This window comes from Thermomonospora echinospora (assembly GCF_900108175.1).
Taxonomy (GTDB): Bacteria; Actinomycetota; Actinomycetes; order Streptosporangiales; family Streptosporangiaceae; genus Thermomonospora; species Thermomonospora echinospora.
On record NZ_FNVO01000004.1, the window covers coordinates 308,490 to 326,849 of the forward strand.

Below are 18,360 nucleotides of genomic sequence, written 5' to 3' on the forward strand. Positions count from 1 at the left end.
CATGAAGGCCGAAGGCATCCAGGCCGTCGCCTGGCTTCTCATCGCCCTCCCGCTGGCGGGTGCGGCGATCCTGCTGCTGGGCGGCCGGCGCACCGACAAGTGGGGCCACCTGCTGGGCACCGGCATGTCGCTGGGCGCGTTCGTCGTCGGGCTGGCGATGTTCGTCCAGATGCTCGGGTACGACCCCGAGGAGCGGCGGCGGACGATCCACCTGTACGAGTGGTTCACCGTCGGGCACTTCAAGCTCGACATGGGGCTGCTGGTGGACCCGCTGTCCATCAGCTTCGTGCTGCTGATCACTGGTGTGGGCTCGCTGATCCACATCTACTCCATCGGCTACATGGCCGAGGACGATGACCGGCGGCGGTTCTTCGCCTACCTGAACCTGTTCGTGGCGGCGATGCTGCTGCTGGTGCTGGCCGACAACTACGTCGGGCTGTTCATCGGCTGGGAGGGCGTCGGCCTGGCGTCGTACCTGCTGATCGGGTTCTGGCAGCACAAGCCGTCGGCGGCGACGGCGGCCAAGAAGGCGTTCGTGGTCAACCGGGTCGGCGACCTGGGCATGGTCATCGCGATCTCGCTGATGTTCGCCACGTTCGGCACGGTGAGCTTCACCCAGATCCTCGGTGAGGGCGCCCACCACCTGGGCATGGTCGAGCAGGTCGGCCAGGGCACCGCCACCGCGATCGGGTTGCTGCTGCTGCTCGGCGCCTGCGGCAAGTCGGCCCAGCTGCCGCTGCAGTCCTGGCTGCTGGACGCGATGGAGGGCCCGACCCCGGTGTCGGCGCTGATCCACGCGGCCACCATGGTGACCGCCGGCGTCTACCTGATCGTCCGGTCCGGCCCGATCTTCGAGCTGGCCCCCGACGCCCAACTGGCGGTGACGATCGTGGGCGCGGCCACCCTGCTGGCCGGTGCGATCATCGGGTGCGGCAAGGACGACATCAAGAAGGCGCTGGCCGGCTCGACGATGTCGCAGATCGGCTACATGGTGCTGGCGGCGGGCCTGGGCCCGGCCGGCTACGTGTTCGCCATCGCCCACCTGATCGCGCACGGCTTCTTCAAGGCCGGGCTGTTCCTGGGCGCCGGGTCCGTCATGCACGGCATGAAGAACGACGTGAACATGCGCCACTACGGCGGGCTGCGCACCATGATGGTGATCACCTGGGCCACCTTCGGGCTCGGCTACCTGGCGATCATCGGCTTCCCGGGCCTGTCCGGCTTCTTCACCAAGGAGGGGATCATCGCCGCCGCCTTCGACAAGGGCGGCACCTCCGGCATGATCCTCGGCGGCTGCGCGCTGCTGGGCGCGGCCATCACCGCCTACTACATGTCGCGGGTGATGTTCATGACCTTCTACGGCGAGCGCCGCTGGGAGGAGGACGTGCACCCGCACGAGTCGCCCAAGGTGATGACCGTCCCGCTGATGCTGCTGGCGCTCGGCTCGCTGTTCGCCGGCGGCTTCCTGGTGCTCGGCTCGTTCGGGCACTTCCTGGAGCCGGTGGTCGGCGGAGGCGAGGCCCACGGGTTCCACCTGATCACCGCCCCCGGCATCGCCGCGTTCGTGCTGATGGTCATCGGCGTGGCGATCGCCTGGCGGCAGTACGGTGCCCGCAAGGTGCCGCGCGAGGCCCCGGCGGGCTCGTTCCTCACGGTGGCCGCCCGCAAGGACCTCTACGGTGACGCCATCAACGAGTCGCTGATCATGCGGCCCGGCCAGTGGCTGACCCGGCTGGCGGTCTACTTCGACAACAAGGGTGTGGACGGCCTCGTCAACGGCCTGGCCGCCGGGGTCGGCGGTACCTCGGGCCGGGTCCGGCGGCTGCAGACCGGCTTCGTCCGCTCCTACGCCCTCTCGATGTTCCTCGGCGCGGCGGTCGTCGTCGCCGCTCTGCTGGTGGTGAACGTTTGATGAACGACTTTCCCTGGCTGAGCGTCCTCATCGCGCTGCCCGCCCTGGGCGCGCTGGGTGTGGCGCTGCTGCCGCGCGGCAGGGACGCGCTCGCCAAGCAGGCGGCGCTGGGCGTCTCGGCGCTGGTGGCGGTGCTCACCTTCGTGATGGCGGCCGGCTTCGACACCGGCGGGTCGCGGTTCCAGTTCGCCGAGACCTATGACTGGATCCCCGCGTTCGGGGTGCACTGGGCGGTCGGCGTGGACGGCGTCGCGCTGGTGCTGATCCTGATGTCGGTGATCCTGGTCCCGCTGGTGATCCTGGCCTCCTGGACCGACGCCGACCGGTTCGGCGGCGTGGTCGCCGAGGGCGAGAGCGCCCCGGCCAAGTCGGTCAAGACCTACTTCGCGCTGGTCCTGGCCCTTGAAGCGATGATGATCGGGGTCTTCGCGGCCACCGACGTCTTCCTGTTCTATGTGTTCTTCGAGGCCATGCTGATCCCGGTGTACTTCCTCATCGGGGCCTACGGCGGTCCGCAGCGCTCGTACGCGGCGGTCAAGTTCCTGCTGTACTCACTGTTCGGCGGGCTGCTGATGCTGGTCGCGGTGATCGCCCTGTACGTGTACGGGCCGAACACCTTCCTGCTGGCCGACCTGCAGGGGCTGAACCTGGACCCGACCGTCGCCAAGTGGCTGTTCCTGGGCTTCTTCATCGCGTTCGCGATCAAGGCGCCGATGGTGCCGCTGCACACCTGGCTGCCGGACGCCGCCGGGCAGGCCCCGGCCGGCGCGCTGGTGCTGATCGTCGGCGTGCTGGACAAGGTCGGCACCTACGGGATGATGCGGTTCTGCCTGGAGCTGTTCCCGGGCGCCTCGAAGTGGGCCACCCCGGTGGTGCTCACCTTCGCGGTGATCAGCATCATCTACGGCGCGGTGCTGGCGATCGGGCAGGTCGATCTCAAGCGGCTGGTCGCCTACACCTCGATCTCCCACTTCGGGTTCATCGTGCTGGGCATCTTCGCGATGACCTCGCAGGGCCAGTCGGGCGCCGCGCTCTACATGGTCAACCACGGGTTCTCCACCGGCGCGCTGTTCCTGATCGTCGGGTTCCTGCTGGTGCGCCGCGGCTCGGCCCGCGTCGACGCCTTCGGCGGGGTGCAGAAGGTGGCGCCGCTGCTGGCCGGCGCCTTCCTGATCGCCGGGCTGTCGGGGTTGTCGCTGCCGGGCCTGGCGCCGTTCGTGTCGGAGTTCCTGGTGCTGGTCGGCACGTTCAGCCGCTACCAGGTCGCCGCCGTGATCGCCGCGCTGGGCATCGTGCTGGCCGCCGTCTACATCCTGTGGGCCTACCAGCGCACCATGAACGGGCCCACCACCGAGGCGGTGGCGGGGTTCAAGGACCTGTCCCGGCGTGAGCTGGCCGCCGTCGCCCCGATCCTGGCGATCGTCGTGGCGCTGGGCTTCTTCCCCAAGCCGGTGCTCGACGTGATCAACCCGTCGGTCAAGCACACGCTCAGCGTGGTGCAGCAGACCGATCCCACGCCCACCGTCGCCGAGAAGGGGGCTCGTCCGTGAGCGCCGGAGTGCACATCATCGCGGCTCCCGGGGACATCCCCGCGCCGCACATCGAGTACGGCCAGCTCGCCCCGATGCTGATCGTCTTCGGAGTGGCCGTGCTCGGCGTGCTCGTGGAGGCGCTCGCCGGGCGGCCCTGGCGTTACCGGATCCAGGTGCCGCTGGCCTTTGCCGGGCTGCTGGCCGCGTTCGTGTGGACGATCGTGCTGGCCTGGCGGCACGAGCCGTTCCACGTGGCGGCCATGGGCGCGCTCGGGGTGGACGGGCCCACCCTGTTCCTGCAGGGCACCATCCTGGTGCTGGCGCTGGTCAGCCTGCTGCTGATCGCCGAGCGCAGCGCCGCCCACTTCACCGCGCAGGCCTCCGCGCTGCCGGGCAGCGAGGCCGAGCAGCAGAGCATGTCGGCGGGCATCACGCAGACCGAGATCTTCCCGCTGATGATGTTCGCGGTGGGCGGGATGCTGATGTTCCCGGCCTCCAACGACCTGCTGACCATGTTCGTGGCGCTGGAGGTGCTCTCGCTGCCGCTGTACCTGCTGTGCGGGCTGGCCCGCCGGCGGCGGCTGCTGTCGCAGGAGGCGGCGGTCAAGTACTTCCTGCTGGGCGCGTTCTCCTCGGCGTTCTTCCTGTACGGGGCGGCGCTGTTGTACGGCTACGCCGGGTCGGTGCGGCTGTCGGACATCTCCGCGCAGGCCGGGCAGGGCGCCGGCGGCGAGACGCTGCTGCTGGCCGGGATCGCGCTGCTGTCGGTCGGGCTGCTGTTCAAGCTGGGTGCGGTGCCGTTCCACATGTGGAAGCCGGACGTCTACCAGGGGGCCCCGACTCCGATCACCGCGCTGATGGCGTCCTGCACGCTGGTGTCGGCGTTCGGTGCGCTGCTGCGGGTCTACTACGTCGGGTTCGAGACGCTGCGCTGGGACTGGCGGCCGGCGATGTGGGGTGTGGCCATCATCACCATGGTGGTGGGGGCGGTCGTCGCGATCACCCAGACCGACATCAAGCGGATGCTGGCCTACTCCTCGATCGCGCACGCGGGCTTCCTGCTGACCGGGGTGGTCGCCACCTCCCGGCAGGGCCTGTCGGGCACCCTGTTCTACCTGGCCGCCTACGGCTTCACCACGATCGGCGCGTTCGCCGTGGTCACCATGGTGCGCGACGCCGGGGGCGAGGCGGCCCACCTGAGCCGCTGGGCCGGGCTGGGCCGGCGCTCGCCGGTGATCGCCGGGGTGTTCGCCTTCTTCCTGCTGGCCATGGCGGGGATTCCGCTGACCAGCGGGTTCACCGGCAAGTTCGCGGTGTTCTCGGCGGCGGTGGACGGCGGGGCGACCCCGCTGGTCGTGGTGGGCGTGCTGGCCTCGGCGATCGCGGCGTTCTTCTACGTCCGGGTGATCGTGGTGATGTTCTTCAGCGACCCGGAGGCCGACGGTCCCTCGGTGGTGGTCAGCCCGGCCACCGCGACTGCGGTGGCGCTCGGCCTGACGGTTACTGTGGTACTCGGCGTGCTGCCCCAGCCGGTGCTCGACCTGGCCGGGACCGCCGCCTCCCAGATGTTCGTTCGTTGACGGGGGCCGCCCGCGGGTGCCCGTCCGTAGGGGGTTCTCGGTGAACAGTGGCGTGCCGTTCGGGCTGCCGGTCGACGACGCGCTCGCGGCGGACATGCGCGAGCGCCTGACGGCGGTCGAGGGGCTGCTGGCGGAGTCGATCGTCTGCGACGATCCGCTGCTGACCGAGGCGTCCCGGCATCTGGTGGAGGCGGGCGGCAAGCGGTTCCGCCCGGCGCTGGTGCTGCTGGCGTCCCACTTCGGCGACCCGGCCGCCGCGGGCGTGGTGCCCGCGGCGGTGGTGGTCGAGCTGACCCATCTGGCCACGCTCTACCACGACGACGTGATGGACGAGGCGACCATGCGGCGCGGCGAGGTGTCGGCCAACACCCGCTGGACCAACACGGTCGCCATCCTGACCGGAGACTACCTGTTCGCCCGCGCCTCGGACCTGCTGGCCGATCTGGGTCCGCAGGCGGTGCGGATCCAGGCCCGCGCGTTCGCCCGGCTGGTGCGCGGGCAGATCGCCGAGACCTCCGGGCCGGGCCCCGACGCCGATCCGCTCAAGCACTACCTGCAGGTGGTGGCCGACAAGACCGCCTCGCTGATCGCGGTCTCCGGGCAACTGGGCGCGCTGCTGGCCGGTGCCCGCCCGCACGAGGTCGACACCATCACCTCGGCCTGCGAGAAGATCGGTGTGGCCTTCCAGCTGTCGGACGACATCCTGGACGTCGCCTCGGAGTCCGAGCAGTCCGGCAAGACCCCCGGCACCGACCTGCGCGAGGGCATCCGCACCCTGCCGGTCCTGCACGTGCTGTCGTCCACCGACCCGGCGGACGCGCGGCTGCGCGACCTGCTGGGGCGAGACCTGACCGACGACGCCCTGCACGCCGAGGCGCTGGCGCTGCTGCGCGCCCATCCGGCGATGGAGCGGGCCCGTGCCGATCTGCGGCGGTGGGCCGACGACGCCCGTGCCGAGCTGCTCACCCTGCCCGCCATCCCCGCCCGCGACGCGTTCACGGGCCTGTGCGACTACGTGGTGTCCCGGACGGGCTGATCGGCCGGGACGGCCGGCTCCTGGCAGGGCCGCCCCGGCCGTAGCGGTGGCCGCGGACCTTCGCCGGGGTCTCGTGACCGCCGTGTCTTCGCCGATCTTGACGTCGGCCCAGCAGACCCGCGCCACCCGGACTGGGCGCCGTCAGATCCTCACCGGAACACGCGAGCGGAACCTGCGCCATCAGGGCATGCGAGCCCGCGGCCCCGCTCGTCGCCGACGTGGGGTACCGACGGCGGCGCAGGAGCAGCCCCGGGCGCAGTCGTGAATTCGCCATGGCCTCGGGCGTGAGTTCGGGCAGTCGGCCACGCCCCTGATCGCCATGCCACCCCGCATGCCACCCGCCGTCGATGCCGAACGGCCGCTGCGGTGGTGCACTCGACCTTGCAGTGGTGCAGGGATGCGTCCCGGGCGGTGCCGTCCCCGCGGGACCTCACCGCAAGATAAGCAACTGAGATTGACAAGCTCATATAAGCAATCTAAGTTGCTTATATGAGCCCGAAAGAGATCCCTCCGACCGGCGGCCTCGCCGACGAACTCGCCGCCGTGGTCGCCCTGCGTGAACTGGCCGACCGGCTGGAGGACGCGGCGGTCGAGCGGGCCATGCGCGCGGGCTGGTCGTGGACGCAGGTCGCCGAGGCGCTGGGAGTGACCCGCCAAGCCGTGCACAAGAAGCACCTGCGGCGGCTCGTCGCCGCGGGCATCGAACTGAGGAGGCGCAATGGCTGAGACGGCGTCGCGGACGTCGCTGCGTCCGGTGCTGGAACGCGCGATCGAGGAGGCCCGCGGGCGCGGGTCGGCGACGGTCGAGGCGGAGCACCTGCTGCTCGCCCTGGCGGCCGACGGCCCGCCGGCCGTCACGGTGGTGCTCGCCGAAGCCGGTCTGGACTACGAGGCGACCGAGGCCGCCCTGCGAGAGGAGCACGTGCAGAGCCTGGCCGTCGCCGGCATCGGCCCGGTGGACGAGGAGCGGCTCGTCGCGAGCCCGCGCCAGTCGCGTCCGGGCTGGGGCGCGTCCGCGAAGGCCGCACTCAAGAACGCCGAACTAGGCATCGGCCGGACGCGGGGTGCGGAACGGAACCTGCTGATCGGCCTCCTCCAGGCGGAACTGGGCACGGTCCCGCGCGCGCTGGCGATCGCGGGCGTCGACCGCGACGCCCTCATCACCCGCCTGCGGGGGATCTGACGGAGGCCGCCGTGCGCGCTGACACCACCGTCTCGGTGCGGGACCTGTACATGCGGTACGGCACGGACGACGTGCTCAGGGGCGTCGGGTTCGAGGTCCGGCGCGGGGAGATCGTGTGCCTGCTGGGCCCCAACGGCGCCGGCAAGACCACCACGGTCGAGATCCTGGAGGGCTTCCGCGAGCGCTCGGCCGGAGACGTCAAGGTGCTCGGGGCCGATCCGTCCACCGCGGGTGAGGAATGGCGGGCGCGGATCGGCGTCGTGCTCCAGTCGTGGCGCGACCACGGCAGGTGGACGCCGCGCATGCTGCTACGCCATCTGGGCCGTTACTACGCGCCCTATGCCGACCCCGGCCGGGGCCGTGCCCGCGACGTGGACGAGCTGATCGGGATGGTCGGGCTCGATGGGCGGGCGGACCGGCCGATCCGCCTGCTGTCCGGCGGGCAGCGCCGTCGACTCGACGTGGCCGCCGGGATCGTCGGCCGGCCGGAGCTGCTGTTCCTCGACGAGCCGACGGCCGGCCTCGACCCTCTGGCGCGGCGGGAGTTCCACGACCTGGTGCGCCGACTCGTCGCCGAGGAGGCGACGACGATCCTGCTCACGACGCACGACCTCGACGAGGCCGCCGGGCTCGCCGACCGCATCCTGGTCCTGGCGGGGGGACGGATCGTCGCCGACGGCGTCGCCGACGACCTCGTCCGGCGGACCATCGGCGTCGCCCTGGTGCGCTGGAGCCGGGGCGGCGAGCACTTCGCCCGCACGACGCCGGACGCCGCCGCCTTCGTTCGGGGGCTGTTCGCCCGGCACGGCGAGGAGATCACCGACCTCGACGTTCGCCGTCCCGGCCTCGAAGACGCCTACCTCGCGTTGGTGCGGCAGCACGAGGAGGGGGCTGTATGACGGGCCACCGGGCGCACGCGGTCCGCGTCGGTGTCGCACGCGGCTGGACGGAGTTCAGGCTCGGCCTCAAGAATCCGCAGGATCTCGGCTTCTACCTGTTCGTGGCCGCCGGGGTGCTGCTCTACCTGTTCTGGAACCGCGACGACGAGGTCGCGGGGACCTCGCTGCCCGTGCCGTCGGCCGCGCTGCCGGGCATCCTCGCCATGCTCGTCGCCTTCGGCGCGGTCACCGGCCCGGCGTACGCGCTGGCCGTGGAGCGCGAGGACGGCACGCTGCTGCGCGCCAGGGCCGTTCCGCACGGTGTCACCGGCTACGTCGCCGGCCAGGTGCTCCTGCAGACCATGCAGGTCTTCCCGATGTTCGCGGTGATCCTCGGGCCGAGCCTGCTGCTGTTCGACGGCGTGGCGCCGCGCGGGGCGGCCGGCTGGCTGACAGTCCTGTGGGCGACCGCGCTCGGCCTGGCGGCGATGATGCCCGTCGGCATCGTCATCGGGTCGCTGGCGTCCGGCCCGCAGCGGGTCGGGACGTGGGGCCTGCTCCCCGTGCTGGCGCTGGCGGGGGTCTCCGGGGTCCTCCTGCCGATGGACGCGCTGTGGGGCTGGGTCCGGGCGGTCGCGCAACTGTTCCCGGTGTATTGGGTCGGGCTCGGGATGCGCTCGGCGTTCCTGCCGGACGCCGCGGCGGTGCTGGAGATCGGCGGCTCCTGGCGGACCTGGCAGGCGGTCTGCGTGCCGGTGGCGTGGGCGGTGGCGGGCATGGTCGTCGCGCCCGTCGTCCTGCGCCGCGCGGCGCGGCGCGCCTGCGGCTCCCGGATGGCGGCGGACAGGGAGTCGGCCGCCCGGTCGGTGCGCTAGCAGGGCCTGGTTAGGTGGGGTGGTTTTTGTGTGTATGTCCCGATCTGCTGCGGGGGGTGGAGGGTGGCCTGGCAGTATTGCGGGGCGTTCCAGCTGGTGGCCGAACTGCAAGCCCTCCTGGCCTCCTGGGCCGGGCGCTGCCCCACCTGCGGCGCCCACCTGCACCGGCACGCCAGACCAGTCCCCACCTAACCGAGCCCTACTAGGGGGTCTCGCCGGCGGGGCTGAGCCTGCCCGGCGTGCCCTCGGGCGCGTTCCCCGGGGCGTTCCCTGGTGCTTTCTCGGGGGTGGCGGGGAGCCTGCTGCGGTGTGCGGCGCGCAGCCCGTCGAACGTCAGGATCGCCAGGGCGGCCCATACCAGCAGGAAGCCGATCCACCGGCTGGCGGGCATCGGCTCGTGCTGCACCAGCAGCCCGATGAGGAACTGCAGCACCGGCGCCAGGTACTGCAGCATCCCCAGGGTGCTCATCGGGATCCGGACCGCCGCCGTGTTGAACAGCAGCAGCGGCACCGCCGTCACCAGCCCGCCGCCCACCAGCAGCAGCGCGTTCACCGTGCCCTCGTGGGCGAAGGCGGCGGTGCCATGGGCCTCCAGCACCAGCACGTACCCCAGCGCGGGCAGGAAGATCACCGCGGTCTCGGCCGCCAGGCTCTCCGCCGACGGCATGTCGGCGAACTTCTTGACCAGCCCGTACGTCCCGAACGAGCAGGCCAGCACCAGCGCGATCCAGGGCGGGCGTCCGTAGTCCACGGCCAGCACCACCACCGCCAGCGCGCCCAGCCCGACCGCCGACCACTGCCAGGGCCGCAGCCGTTCCCGGAACACCAGCACCCCGAGCAGCACGCTGATCAGCGGGTTGATGAAGTATCCGAGCGCGGCCTCGATGGTGTGCCCGGTGTTGACCGCGTAGATGTAGGTGCCCCAGTTGAAGCTGATCACCGTCGCCGCCACCACCAGCAGTCCCAGCCGGCGCGGCGACAGTGCGCGGATCCAGCGCCAGCGCCGGAGCACCGCCAGCACCACCAGCACGGCGGCCAACGACCACATGACCCGGTGCGCCAGGATCTCGACGGCCCCGGCGGGCTTCAGCAGCGGCCAGTAGAGCGGGAACAGTCCCCACAACACGTACGCCGCGATTCCGGACACCAAGCCACGCCGATCGGTCACGCCGGTCACCGTATCAGCGGTAATCACCGAAAATATATGACGTTAATGTCACGCTGTGGGTCGCCCGGACCGCCGGATACTCTGAAGAGGTGTTCGGCTTCTTCAAGACCGAGATGGTCTCTCCCGAGGCGGCCCTGCCCGGCCGTGACACCCCGATGCCCGTCCCGCCCGCCCACGAGGTGCTGGGCACCCCGCTCACGCCCCCCTATCCCGAGGGCAGCGAGATCGCCGACTTCGCCCTGGGCTGCTTCTGGGGCGCCGAGCGCAAGTTCTGGCAGACCCCCGGCGTCATCACCACCGCCGTCGGCTACCAGGGCGGTTACACCCCCAACCCCACCTACGAAGAGGTCTGCAGCGGCCGCACCGGCCACGCCGAGGCCGTCCGCGTCGTCTACGACCCCGCCAAGGTCACCTACGAGCAGCTCCTGCGCGTCTTCTGGGAGTCCCACGACCCCACCCAGGGCATGCGCCAGGGCAACGACGTGGGCACCCAGTACCGCTCGGCCGTCTACACCCACTCCGACGCCCAGCAGAAGACCGCCGAAGCCTCCCGCGACGCCTACCAGCGCTCCCTCACCGCCGCCGGCCACGGCCCCATCACCACCGAGATCACCCCCGCCACCCCCTTCTACTACGCCGAGCCCTACCACCAGCAGTACTTGTCCGACGCCAAGAACCCCAACGGCTACTGCGGCCTCGGCGGCACCGGCGTCTCCTGCCCCGTGGGCATCGCGCCTGCGGACGGCTGACACTTCACTGCGGTTTGATCCGGTGAACGCCCGGCTGGATGTGTGGCCCGCTTTATAGCATCGATGCTATGAGCTGGGGTACCGTGGAGCTTGAACCGGAGGTACGGGAATGGCTGGAGCGCCTGCCGACCGCGCAGTTCGCCGCCGCGGCGTTCTACATCGATCTGCTCGCCGATCAAGGGGTGCTGCTGAGCGAACCGTACACTCGGCAGCTCGACGGCAAGCTGCGAGAGCTGCGGTTTCATCTGGGCAGCGAGGCCGTGCGCGTGACGTACTGGATAGCTCCGGGCAGACGGATCATCCTGCTCACGGTGTTCCACAAGACGCGCATGCGGGAAGATCGAGAGGTCGAGCGGGCTCGCCGAGCGCTGCGGCTGTGCATGGCTGAAGTGCATACGGTGGACGCGGAGGAGGAGTGAGGCCGATGGGAGAGCGGTCCGACTGGGGTGCGTTGCGGGAGCGCCGCATGGCCGAGCCCGGGGCCGCCGAGGCTTACGCGGCCACTCGGCTGGCCTATGAACTGGGGCGTACCGTCCGGGCCCTGCGCGAGGAGCGTGGCTGGAGCCAGACCCGGCTGGCCGAGGCAGCCGAGATGACGCAGTCGGCCGTGGCCAGATTCGAGGCCGGCGGCACCGTTCCGACACTGCCCGTCCTCGAACGCCTTGCCAACGCCCTCGGCGCCGAGCTCGTCGTCCAGCTTCGCGCCCCAGCGGCATGAACCGGGCGATCATGCCCAGCGACCATGGCCACCAGTGGTACTTGTCAAGCAATAAAAACCCCAACGGCTACTGCGGCCTCGGCGTCTCCTGCCCGGTCGGCGTCGCTCCGGCTGAGTGAGCTGGGCGACCTCCGACGAGGTCTCGGTTCTGTGGGCGGAGCATCTTGGGCTGGCCTTCCCTGACGATCTCAAGGGAGTGGAGATCCACGGAGAACCGGTCGCGCTGCTCGACGCCTATACGGCCGGGTGCGTGACCGGTTACGTGGGCGGCCGGTTGAGCGACCACCAGCGGCTCGTGCTGGACGACTGCGCCCGTGCTCTCAGAGATCTTCTGCCGCGCCTTCGTCACGGAGAAGGACACGGTTATGTCGCACGCTTGGTCCGGATGGCCGATCTGATCCTCAGCGATTCGCCTCGGGTTCCGGGCTCGTAGCCTGGTTCTGCGCACAGCCGTCTGGGAGCGCCGAGGTCCTCCAGCACGCCTGGCTGCTGGCCCGCCGCGAGTTCGGCAACGATTTCCCTGGCGTGGCGGTGTGGTTCGGGCTGACCTCCGGCCAGTGGCGGGCGAGGGTCTCGGTGGCCGGTGGCCGGCGGCTGCTGGAAGCCACTCGATCCGAGGACTTGCGCATGCAGATCCGCGGGGCGCTGGAGTTCTGGCCGACACACGCCGCACAGCACCAACACCGGATCCACCAACGCCCCACCCGCCTGTGAGGGGTAGGGGGAGTGGCCTGGCCTCGGGCTGCCGGGCCAGGGGTGAGGTGTCAGGGCTTGACGGTGCCGAGGGTGATCGGCAGGGAGAGTGGGCCGACGGTGAAGAAGGACGGGGAGTAGGGGATGTCGTCCGGGGCGATCGCGAGGCTGAGCTCTGGTAGTCGTCGGTACAGGGAGGCGAGGGCCAGACGGCTCTCCAGGCGGGCCAGGGGGGCGCCGATGCAGTAGCGGGGGCCGTGGCCGAAGCCGAGGTGGCCGGTCTGTTCCCGAGTGATGTCGAACCGGTCCGCGCCCTCGCCATACTGCGCCGGGTCGATGCCGGTCGTCTGGTAGACCACGCCGACCGCGCGGCCCTTGGGGATGTGCACCCCGGCGATGGTCACGTCCTCGGCGGTGAAGCGGAAGCCGGTCATCATCACCGAGTTGCGGTAGCGCAGGGTCTCCTCGACCACGTCGGCCCAGCGGTCCTCGGCCTTGGCCAGGGCGAGCTGGTCGGGGTGCTGGGCCAGCGCCACGATGGCGTGCCCGAGCAGGTGAACGGTGGTCTCATGACCGGCGAGGAGCATCAGCCACAGCACGCCGACCAGTTCGTCGGTGGTGAGCCGGTCACCCTCGTCGCGGGCCTGGACCAGGCCGGAGGTGAGGTCGTCGCCCGGGTCCCGCTGCTTGCGCTTCACCAGCTCGTGCAGATAGCCCTGGAAGGCGTGCTGCGTCGCGAACGCCTCCTCCGACGAAGTGGTGTGCGCCAGCAACGCGGACGTCCAGTCGCGCAGCCGGAGCCGCTCCTCGGCGGGTACGCCGAACAGCTCGCAGATCACCCACATCGGCAGCGCCTCGGTGAAGGCGGGGACCAGGTCGACACCGTCCCCGGCGGCCACCACGTCGTCGAGCAGACCGTCCACGATCTGCTGGACGCGCGGCTCCAGCGCCCGTACCCGGGCGGGCGTGAACGCCTTGCCGACCAGGCCGCGCAGCCGCCGGTGGTCGTCGCCGTCCTTGGTGGACAGGTGACTGGCCTCGGTGACGGTGCGCAGCGGCCAGTCCTCGGGGACCGACCCGTCGTACAGGGCGGGCCAGCGCTGCGGATCCCGTAGGAAGGTCGTGTTGTCCCCGGCGAGGATCTCCCGTACGGCGTTGTGGGTCAGCGCCAGGTAGGCGGGGACGCCTCCGGGGAACTCCACCTCGACCACGGGAGCGATCTCCCGCAGCCGGATGTAGGTGTCGAGCGGCTTTTCGTCTGCGGCGGGGAAGGGCGGGAGGCTCGTTGTCATATGACCCCACTTGGCTGAAGAGGACGGTCAGTGGCAGACGGTTTCATCACTATCCCTCCTGGTCGCCCAGGGCAAGACGTTCAAAAGATCAACAATGTGACCGGTGTGCGATATCGACCTCACCTGGCACGAAAGTGCATCCGATAATGAAATTCCTGACGGCGCCGATATTCGGGCTAGTCGTACTCTGAGTTCTTTCCAACGTGCCGTCCTGGTCGGTCAACGGGCCACCGGACGTGTCCGGGCCGACGCCGTGGCCTGCGGGTCCGGCCGCTTCCACGGCAGGGCCAGGGGGCCCGGCGCCGGCCACGCAGAGTCACGAGCCGGGGTGGAATGGGCTCTTTGCTACGGCGGCTACTGTCCGGATCAGGGGCTGGGAGAGACGGAATGGTGGCGCCTTGGACCGCCGTTCACAGGACGAAACGCCGGTAGTCGCTGTGGTAGGCGGCGGAGATCCGGCGGCATTCGGCCTGGCCGGCGGCGTCGTCGCCCGGGGTGGGGATGCCGCCCAAGGGGCCGGCCACATCGAAGAAGCACATGAACGCACAGCGGGAACGCCCGCCCGACCCGTGGCTCGCGGCGTAACCCGCCTGGTCCCGCAGCCATGCGGGGGTCGCGGTCTCGGGCGACGACCAGCCGATCTCGGCGATCGCCCACGGCACCCCCTTGGAGCGGGCGAACTCCAGTGCCGGCCCCCACAGCCCTCCCGTCGTACCGACCGACGAGTAGCCGTCCACGGCGAACACGTCGACGAGGCCGTCGCCCGGCCACATCTCGGCGTAGGTGGTTCCGGGCCGCGGACGCTGGCCCGCCCAGCTCGTGACGCACTGGTAGGTGTAGAGGCGGTGCCACCCCTCGGCCTGGACCTCGCGCACCAACTGGCAGAACCGGCGGAATCCGGCCTTGTACTCCCGCAGGGTGAACAGACGCCGCCTGATCTTCGCGTCGGGTTCGTGCCAGATGGTCACGAACGTGGGGTGGCTCTTGGGGATGGAGCGCAGGAACGAGCGGATCCGCGCGTCCAGGGAGCGGGACGACACCGCGGTGACGGGCGGTTTCGCGCTCCAGACCGAGGCGCGCCTGCCGATGTCGGGCCCTGCGGTGGACTCGGCGAACGTGGCCACCGGCCAGCCTGAGGTGGGTTGGGTGTAGGAACGGCGCACCGTCCATGGCCCCGCCGCCGCGCTCTTGCCCTCGAAGTCCGCGCCCTTCCGATTTTCCGTGGCCGCCCCGATCAGCATCGCGTCGCGGCTTCCTGACGGTGGCATCACACCACCTCCCTGGCCCGGCCCCTCCCCGCGCCGGCAGAGCCGGGCCACCACGCGATGGCACCGACCTGCTAGCTAACGCAGGGTGTTGGATTGTGGACTTTAGGCTATCCAGATGCCGAGTGCGGATTAAGTCACAAGTCCGTGCGGGGCGGTGACGGCGATGAAACCAGACGGCCGGCTTGGGAACCATGTCCCGAGGAAGCGGTATTTCCAGAAAACGGCTCTGCCGAGGCCGATGAGAACTGCGGCGGAACTCGGTGACGCCGGTGGGGCCCGTTATCGGGGCAGGGCGAGATTTCCGTCGTGGGCCTGATGGGCGGTCATGACGGAGGTGTGATTCCGTAGCGGCGATCTTTCGATGTGCGTGATCCTTCCGGCCGCCGACCGGTCGGGGGACCGGGCGAGACGGGGCGTCGTTGACCCGGCTCGCGGCAGCTCGGAGCGGTGGTGAGGGTGTCCGCGCCGAGGGTCGGTCGCGGCGGAACGGATCGGGGTCGGGAACGGGGACGGGTGACCTTTACCGGGGCTTGGCGGTCCCGGTGTCAATGGGTCAAGAGGTACGCGATGACCAGGGCGATGACGAGTTCGGACATGCATTCAGAATAAAACTTACGGCCCGAAGAGCGAGGCAGCCGGATGGTGACAAGGGGCTGACCCCGGCCCGGCAATGCCGGGGTCGGTCAGTGGAAGGGGCGGGCGAGTTCGTCCATGACCTCGTGGGCGATCTCCTCGAACGGGCGCGGCGGCTGCTCCTCCACCCAGAGGGTCGAGGCGATGCGGATGCCGTGCAGGAAGGCGGCGGCCATGATGCGGGGCCTGGTGGAGCCGGGAGACGTCCCGTCGCGCTGGCCGATCAGCTCGGCGAGGCGCTGCTCGGTGGTGGCGTAGTTGGCCATCTGGCGGCCCAGCAGCGAGGGGTGCTTCTTGACGAGGCGGACCCGCTGGGCCCATTCGGGGTCGGGGCTGCGGCCGAGGCGGGAGTAGAGGTCGTCGAAGGCGTGGCGCAGGGCGGTCCAGGAGGGCTCGTCGGGCGGCCGGACGGCGAACGCGTCCACCAGGGTGCGCAGCCGCTCCTCGTCGCCGTAGAGCAGGGCGTCCTCCTTGCCGGCGAAGTAGTTGGAGAACGTCCGGCGGGAGACGCCCGCCAGGTCGGCGATGGCCTCCACGGTGACCTGCTCCAGGCCGTGCTCGACCGCCAGCCGCATCGCGGCCTCGTGCAGCGCCTGCCGGGTGGCGGCCTTCTTGCGCTCGCGCAGGCCGGGCATGGTTCCCACGGCACTCACCATAGCGGGGATCGTGTGAAGTTGCTCATTGGGTAAATTTGCCCACCGGGAATATATTGCTCGCGGCCGGACGTTCACCCCCCTGGTCCACCGGTCCCGTGGTTCCACGCCGCATCCCTGGGAGGCAGTACTTGACTTCGGATTCGTCCTCACCGGCGCCGATGACCCATCGGCAGACGCTGGAGGCGCTCAGCGGCCTGATGCTGGTGCTGTTCGTCGCCATGCTCAGCGCCACCGTGGTCAGCACCGCGCTGCCGCGGATCATCGGCGCGCTGGGCGGCAACCAGTCGCAGTACACCTGGGTGGTGACGGCGACCCTGCTGACCTCCACCGCCACCACCCCCATCTGGGGCAAGCTGGCCGACCTGTACAGCAAGAAGCGGCTGGTGCAGCTGTCCATCACGATCTTCACGGTGGGCTCGCTGATCTCCGGCTTCGCACAGAACACCGAGCAGCTGATTGCGGCCCGCGCGTTCCAGGGACTGGGAGTGGGCGGCCTGCAGATCCTGGTGCAGATCGTGATCGGCGCGATGATCCCGCCCCGTGAGCGCGGCCGGTACATGGGCTACATCGGCGCCGTGATGGCCGTGGCCACCGTGGGGGGCCCGCTGCTGGGCGGACTGATCGTGGACACCTCCTGGCTGGGCTGGCGCTGGTGCTTCTTCGTCGGGGTGCCCATCGCGGCTCTGGCCTTCCTGCTGCTGCAGAAGACCCTGCACCTGCCGGTGATCCGGCGGGCGGACGTGAAGATCGACTACCTGGGTGCGACCCTGATCGCCGCGGGCGTGAGCATCCTGCTGATCTGGGTCACCTTCGTGGACGACTCCTTCGCCTGGCTGTCGTGGCAGTCCGGGGCCATGGTGGGCGGCGGGCTGCTCATCCTGGCCGCGGCGGTGTGGGTCGAGTCGCGGGCGGCCGAGCCGGTGGTGCCGCTGCCCATCGTCGTACGCCGCAACACCGCGCTGGCCATCGTCGCCAGCGTCGCCGTCGGGTCGGCGATGTTCGGCGGCTCGGTCTTCCTCGGCCAGTACTTCCAGATCGGCCGCGGTTACAGCCCCACCGAGGCGGGCCTGCTCACCATCCCGATGATGGTCGGGGTGCTGTTCTCCTCCACCATCATCGGACGGCTGACCACCACGACCGGCAAGGTCAAGCCGTTCATCGTGTTCGGCACCGTGGTACTCACCGCCGGTTTCGCGGTGCTGTCCACCATGGACCACGAGACCTCGCTGGTGCTGCTGGGCGTCGGGATGCTGCTGGTCGGCGTGGGCGTCGGCGGCTCCATGCAGAACCTGGTGCTGATCGTGCAGAACTCGGTGGCGCTCAAGGAACTGGGCGCGGCCAGCGGCACGGTGACGTTCTTCCGCTCGCTCGGCGGGACGATCGGGGTGTCGGTGCTCGGCGCCGTGCTGGCCAACCAGGTCTCCTCGACCATCACCGAGAAGCTGGCCGCGGCCGGCATGGGCGCCGGCTCCTCCGGCAACGCCACCGGCAGCCTGGACATCGGCGCGCTGCCTCCTCCCGTCCAGCTGGTCGTGCGGGCCGCCTACGGCGACGCCACCGGCCACATCTTCCTGATCTCCGCCGCCCTGGGGGTCGTGAGCATCCTCGCGGCGTTGGCGCTCAAGTCGGTCACCCTGCGCGGCACCCTGGACCTGGCCACCGCCAAGCCGCCCGCTGTGGACGGCGAGGCGCAGGCGCCCCAGGTCGCGCCGGCCGGGCCCAAGCACGCCGGGCCCAAGCACGCGGCTCCCAGGCACGCGGCGCGCAAGAGCTGACCCGGACCCGATCTGCGCAGGGCCGGCACCCGTAGGGGTGCCGGCCCTGCGCCGTCAGGCCGTCCGCGCACCGGCGGCCGGTGCGGTCAGCCGGTGTCGACGGAGTTCTGCTGGCCGGGATACCCCGGCCGCTGTTCGGGAAGACCGGCCATCTCCTCCGACAGGGCGGTGCCGGCCCCCGGCTCGTCCGGCGGCTCGGGCCCCTCGCGGTCCGCTCCGGCCGGTGCCGGTCCCGGCTCCTCGTCGATCGCGGGCCCGGCGTTCACCCCCTGCTCCTCGACGAGGCCGTGGTCGGCCTGCTGCCTGTCGTCCATGCGAACGCCCTACCCCACGAACGGGCACCGATGCGGCCAGCCGTGGCGCCGGGCAAGCGGACGGTGCCGGGCAAGCGGACGGTGCCGAGCAGGCGGAC

The 18,360-nt window shown here is 70.6% G+C and carries 20 protein-coding genes; 15 read left to right on the forward strand and 5 right to left on the reverse strand.

The genetic code is table 11. The annotated features are described in order from the left end of the window. Position 1: 1 nt before the first annotated feature. From nuoL to C4U03_RS42455, 9 genes are all read left to right on the forward strand, one after another. Positions 2 to 1,912 (forward strand): NADH-quinone oxidoreductase subunit L, encoded by a 1,911-nt coding sequence (gene nuoL / locus C4U03_RS11650; RefSeq protein WP_103937739.1) that lies wholly within the window; start codon positions 2 to 4, stop codon positions 1,910 to 1,912. After that, complete coding sequence (locus C4U03_RS11655) at positions 1,912 to 3,462, forward strand: NADH-quinone oxidoreductase subunit M (RefSeq protein ID WP_103937740.1); 1,551 nt, start codon at positions 1,912 to 1,914, stop codon at positions 3,460 to 3,462. The genes nuoL and C4U03_RS11655 overlap by 1 nt, the downstream gene beginning before the upstream one ends. Next, on the forward strand, positions 3,459 to 5,024 hold the full coding sequence (gene nuoN, locus C4U03_RS11660; protein WP_103937741.1) for an NADH-quinone oxidoreductase subunit NuoN: 1,566 nt from the start codon (positions 3,459 to 3,461) through the stop codon (positions 5,022 to 5,024). Before C4U03_RS11655 ends, nuoN begins: the two co-directional genes overlap by 4 nt. Positions 5,025 to 5,118: 94 nt before the next feature. Next, complete coding sequence (locus tag C4U03_RS11665; protein ID WP_103937994.1) at positions 5,119 to 6,060, forward strand: polyprenyl synthetase family protein; 942 nt, start codon at positions 5,119 to 5,121, stop codon at positions 6,058 to 6,060. Positions 6,061 to 6,549: 489 nt separating this feature from the next. Further along, positions 6,550 to 6,786, forward strand: coding sequence for a helix-turn-helix domain-containing protein (locus C4U03_RS11670; RefSeq protein ID WP_103937742.1), 237 nt, complete (start codon positions 6,550 to 6,552; stop codon positions 6,784 to 6,786). Then, positions 6,779 to 7,243 (forward strand): Clp protease N-terminal domain-containing protein, encoded by a 465-nt coding sequence (locus tag C4U03_RS11675; RefSeq protein ID WP_103937743.1) that lies wholly within the window; start codon positions 6,779 to 6,781, stop codon positions 7,241 to 7,243. The genes C4U03_RS11670 and C4U03_RS11675 overlap by 8 nt, the downstream gene beginning before the upstream one ends. Positions 7,244 to 7,293: 50 nt before the next feature. After that, entirely contained in the window at positions 7,294 to 8,142 is an 849-nt protein-coding gene (locus C4U03_RS11680; protein ID WP_103937995.1) for an ABC transporter ATP-binding protein, read from the forward strand. Beyond that, on the forward strand, positions 8,139 to 8,996 hold the full coding sequence (locus C4U03_RS11685; protein WP_103937744.1) for an ABC transporter permease: 858 nt from the start codon (positions 8,139 to 8,141) through the stop codon (positions 8,994 to 8,996). The genes C4U03_RS11680 and C4U03_RS11685 overlap by 4 nt, the downstream gene beginning before the upstream one ends. Positions 8,997 to 9,059: 63 nt before the next feature. Next, positions 9,060 to 9,188 carry a hypothetical protein gene (locus tag C4U03_RS42455; protein ID WP_268817502.1) on the forward strand — a complete coding sequence of 43 codons (129 nt, stop codon included), beginning with the start codon at positions 9,060 to 9,062 and terminating at the stop codon, positions 9,186 to 9,188. A gap of 10 nt (positions 9,189 to 9,198) precedes the next feature. Here the strand turns inward: C4U03_RS42455 and rarD are convergent, their stop codons facing one another. Beyond that, positions 9,199 to 10,173 (reverse strand): EamA family transporter RarD, encoded by a 975-nt coding sequence (rarD, locus tag C4U03_RS11690; RefSeq protein WP_103937745.1) that lies wholly within the window; start codon positions 10,171 to 10,173, stop codon positions 9,199 to 9,201. Positions 10,174 to 10,253: 80 nt separating this feature from the next. Between rarD and msrA the strand changes: the two genes are divergently transcribed. The 5 genes from msrA to C4U03_RS11720 all read left to right on the forward strand — a co-directional run bounded on the left by msrA (position 10,254) and on the right by C4U03_RS11720 (position 12,345). Next, complete coding sequence (gene msrA, locus C4U03_RS11695; protein WP_103937746.1) at positions 10,254 to 10,913, forward strand: peptide-methionine (S)-S-oxide reductase MsrA; 660 nt, start codon at positions 10,254 to 10,256, stop codon at positions 10,911 to 10,913. A gap of 68 nt (positions 10,914 to 10,981) precedes the next feature. Continuing rightward, a complete protein-coding gene (locus C4U03_RS11700; protein ID WP_103937747.1) occupies positions 10,982 to 11,332 on the forward strand; it encodes a type II toxin-antitoxin system RelE/ParE family toxin in 351 nt (116 codons plus the stop codon). Positions 11,333 to 11,337: 5 nt separating this feature from the next. After that, positions 11,338 to 11,631: a helix-turn-helix domain-containing protein gene (locus tag C4U03_RS11705; RefSeq protein WP_103937748.1), complete on the forward strand. Its 294-nt coding sequence runs from the start codon at positions 11,338 to 11,340 to the stop codon at positions 11,629 to 11,631. Between the two features lie 115 nt (positions 11,632 to 11,746). After that, positions 11,747 to 12,064, forward strand: a complete 318-nt coding sequence (locus C4U03_RS11715) for a hypothetical protein (RefSeq protein ID WP_103937749.1) — start codon at positions 11,747 to 11,749, stop codon at positions 12,062 to 12,064. Between the two features lie 92 nt (positions 12,065 to 12,156). Continuing rightward, positions 12,157 to 12,345 (forward strand): hypothetical protein, encoded by a 189-nt coding sequence (locus C4U03_RS11720; RefSeq protein ID WP_103937750.1) that lies wholly within the window; start codon positions 12,157 to 12,159, stop codon positions 12,343 to 12,345. Between the two features lie 50 nt (positions 12,346 to 12,395). Here the strand turns inward: C4U03_RS11720 and C4U03_RS11725 are convergent, their stop codons facing one another. From C4U03_RS11725 to C4U03_RS11735, 3 genes are all read right to left on the reverse strand, one after another. Then, a complete protein-coding gene (locus tag C4U03_RS11725) occupies positions 12,396 to 13,616 on the reverse strand; it encodes a cytochrome P450 family protein (RefSeq protein ID WP_103937751.1) in 1,221 nt (406 codons plus the stop codon). A 410-nt stretch (positions 13,617 to 14,026) separates the two neighbouring features. Further along, a complete protein-coding gene (locus C4U03_RS11730) occupies positions 14,027 to 14,884 on the reverse strand; it encodes a glycoside hydrolase family 26 protein (RefSeq protein WP_146087341.1) in 858 nt (285 codons plus the stop codon). Positions 14,885 to 15,567: 683 nt separating this feature from the next. Next, positions 15,568 to 16,152 (reverse strand): TetR/AcrR family transcriptional regulator, encoded by a 585-nt coding sequence (locus tag C4U03_RS11735; protein WP_235017823.1) that lies wholly within the window; start codon positions 16,150 to 16,152, stop codon positions 15,568 to 15,570. Positions 16,153 to 16,331: 179 nt separating this feature from the next. On the opposite strand from C4U03_RS11735, the gene C4U03_RS11740 reads away from it, so the two are divergent. After that, positions 16,332 to 17,948, forward strand: coding sequence for an MDR family MFS transporter (locus C4U03_RS11740; protein WP_103937754.1), 1,617 nt, complete (start codon positions 16,332 to 16,334; stop codon positions 17,946 to 17,948). An 86-nt stretch (positions 17,949 to 18,034) separates the two neighbouring features. Here the strand turns inward: C4U03_RS11740 and C4U03_RS11745 are convergent, their stop codons facing one another. Further along, on the reverse strand, positions 18,035 to 18,262 hold the full coding sequence (locus C4U03_RS11745; protein ID WP_103937755.1) for a hypothetical protein: 228 nt from the start codon (positions 18,260 to 18,262) through the stop codon (positions 18,035 to 18,037). Positions 18,263 to 18,360: the final 98 nt, after the last annotated feature.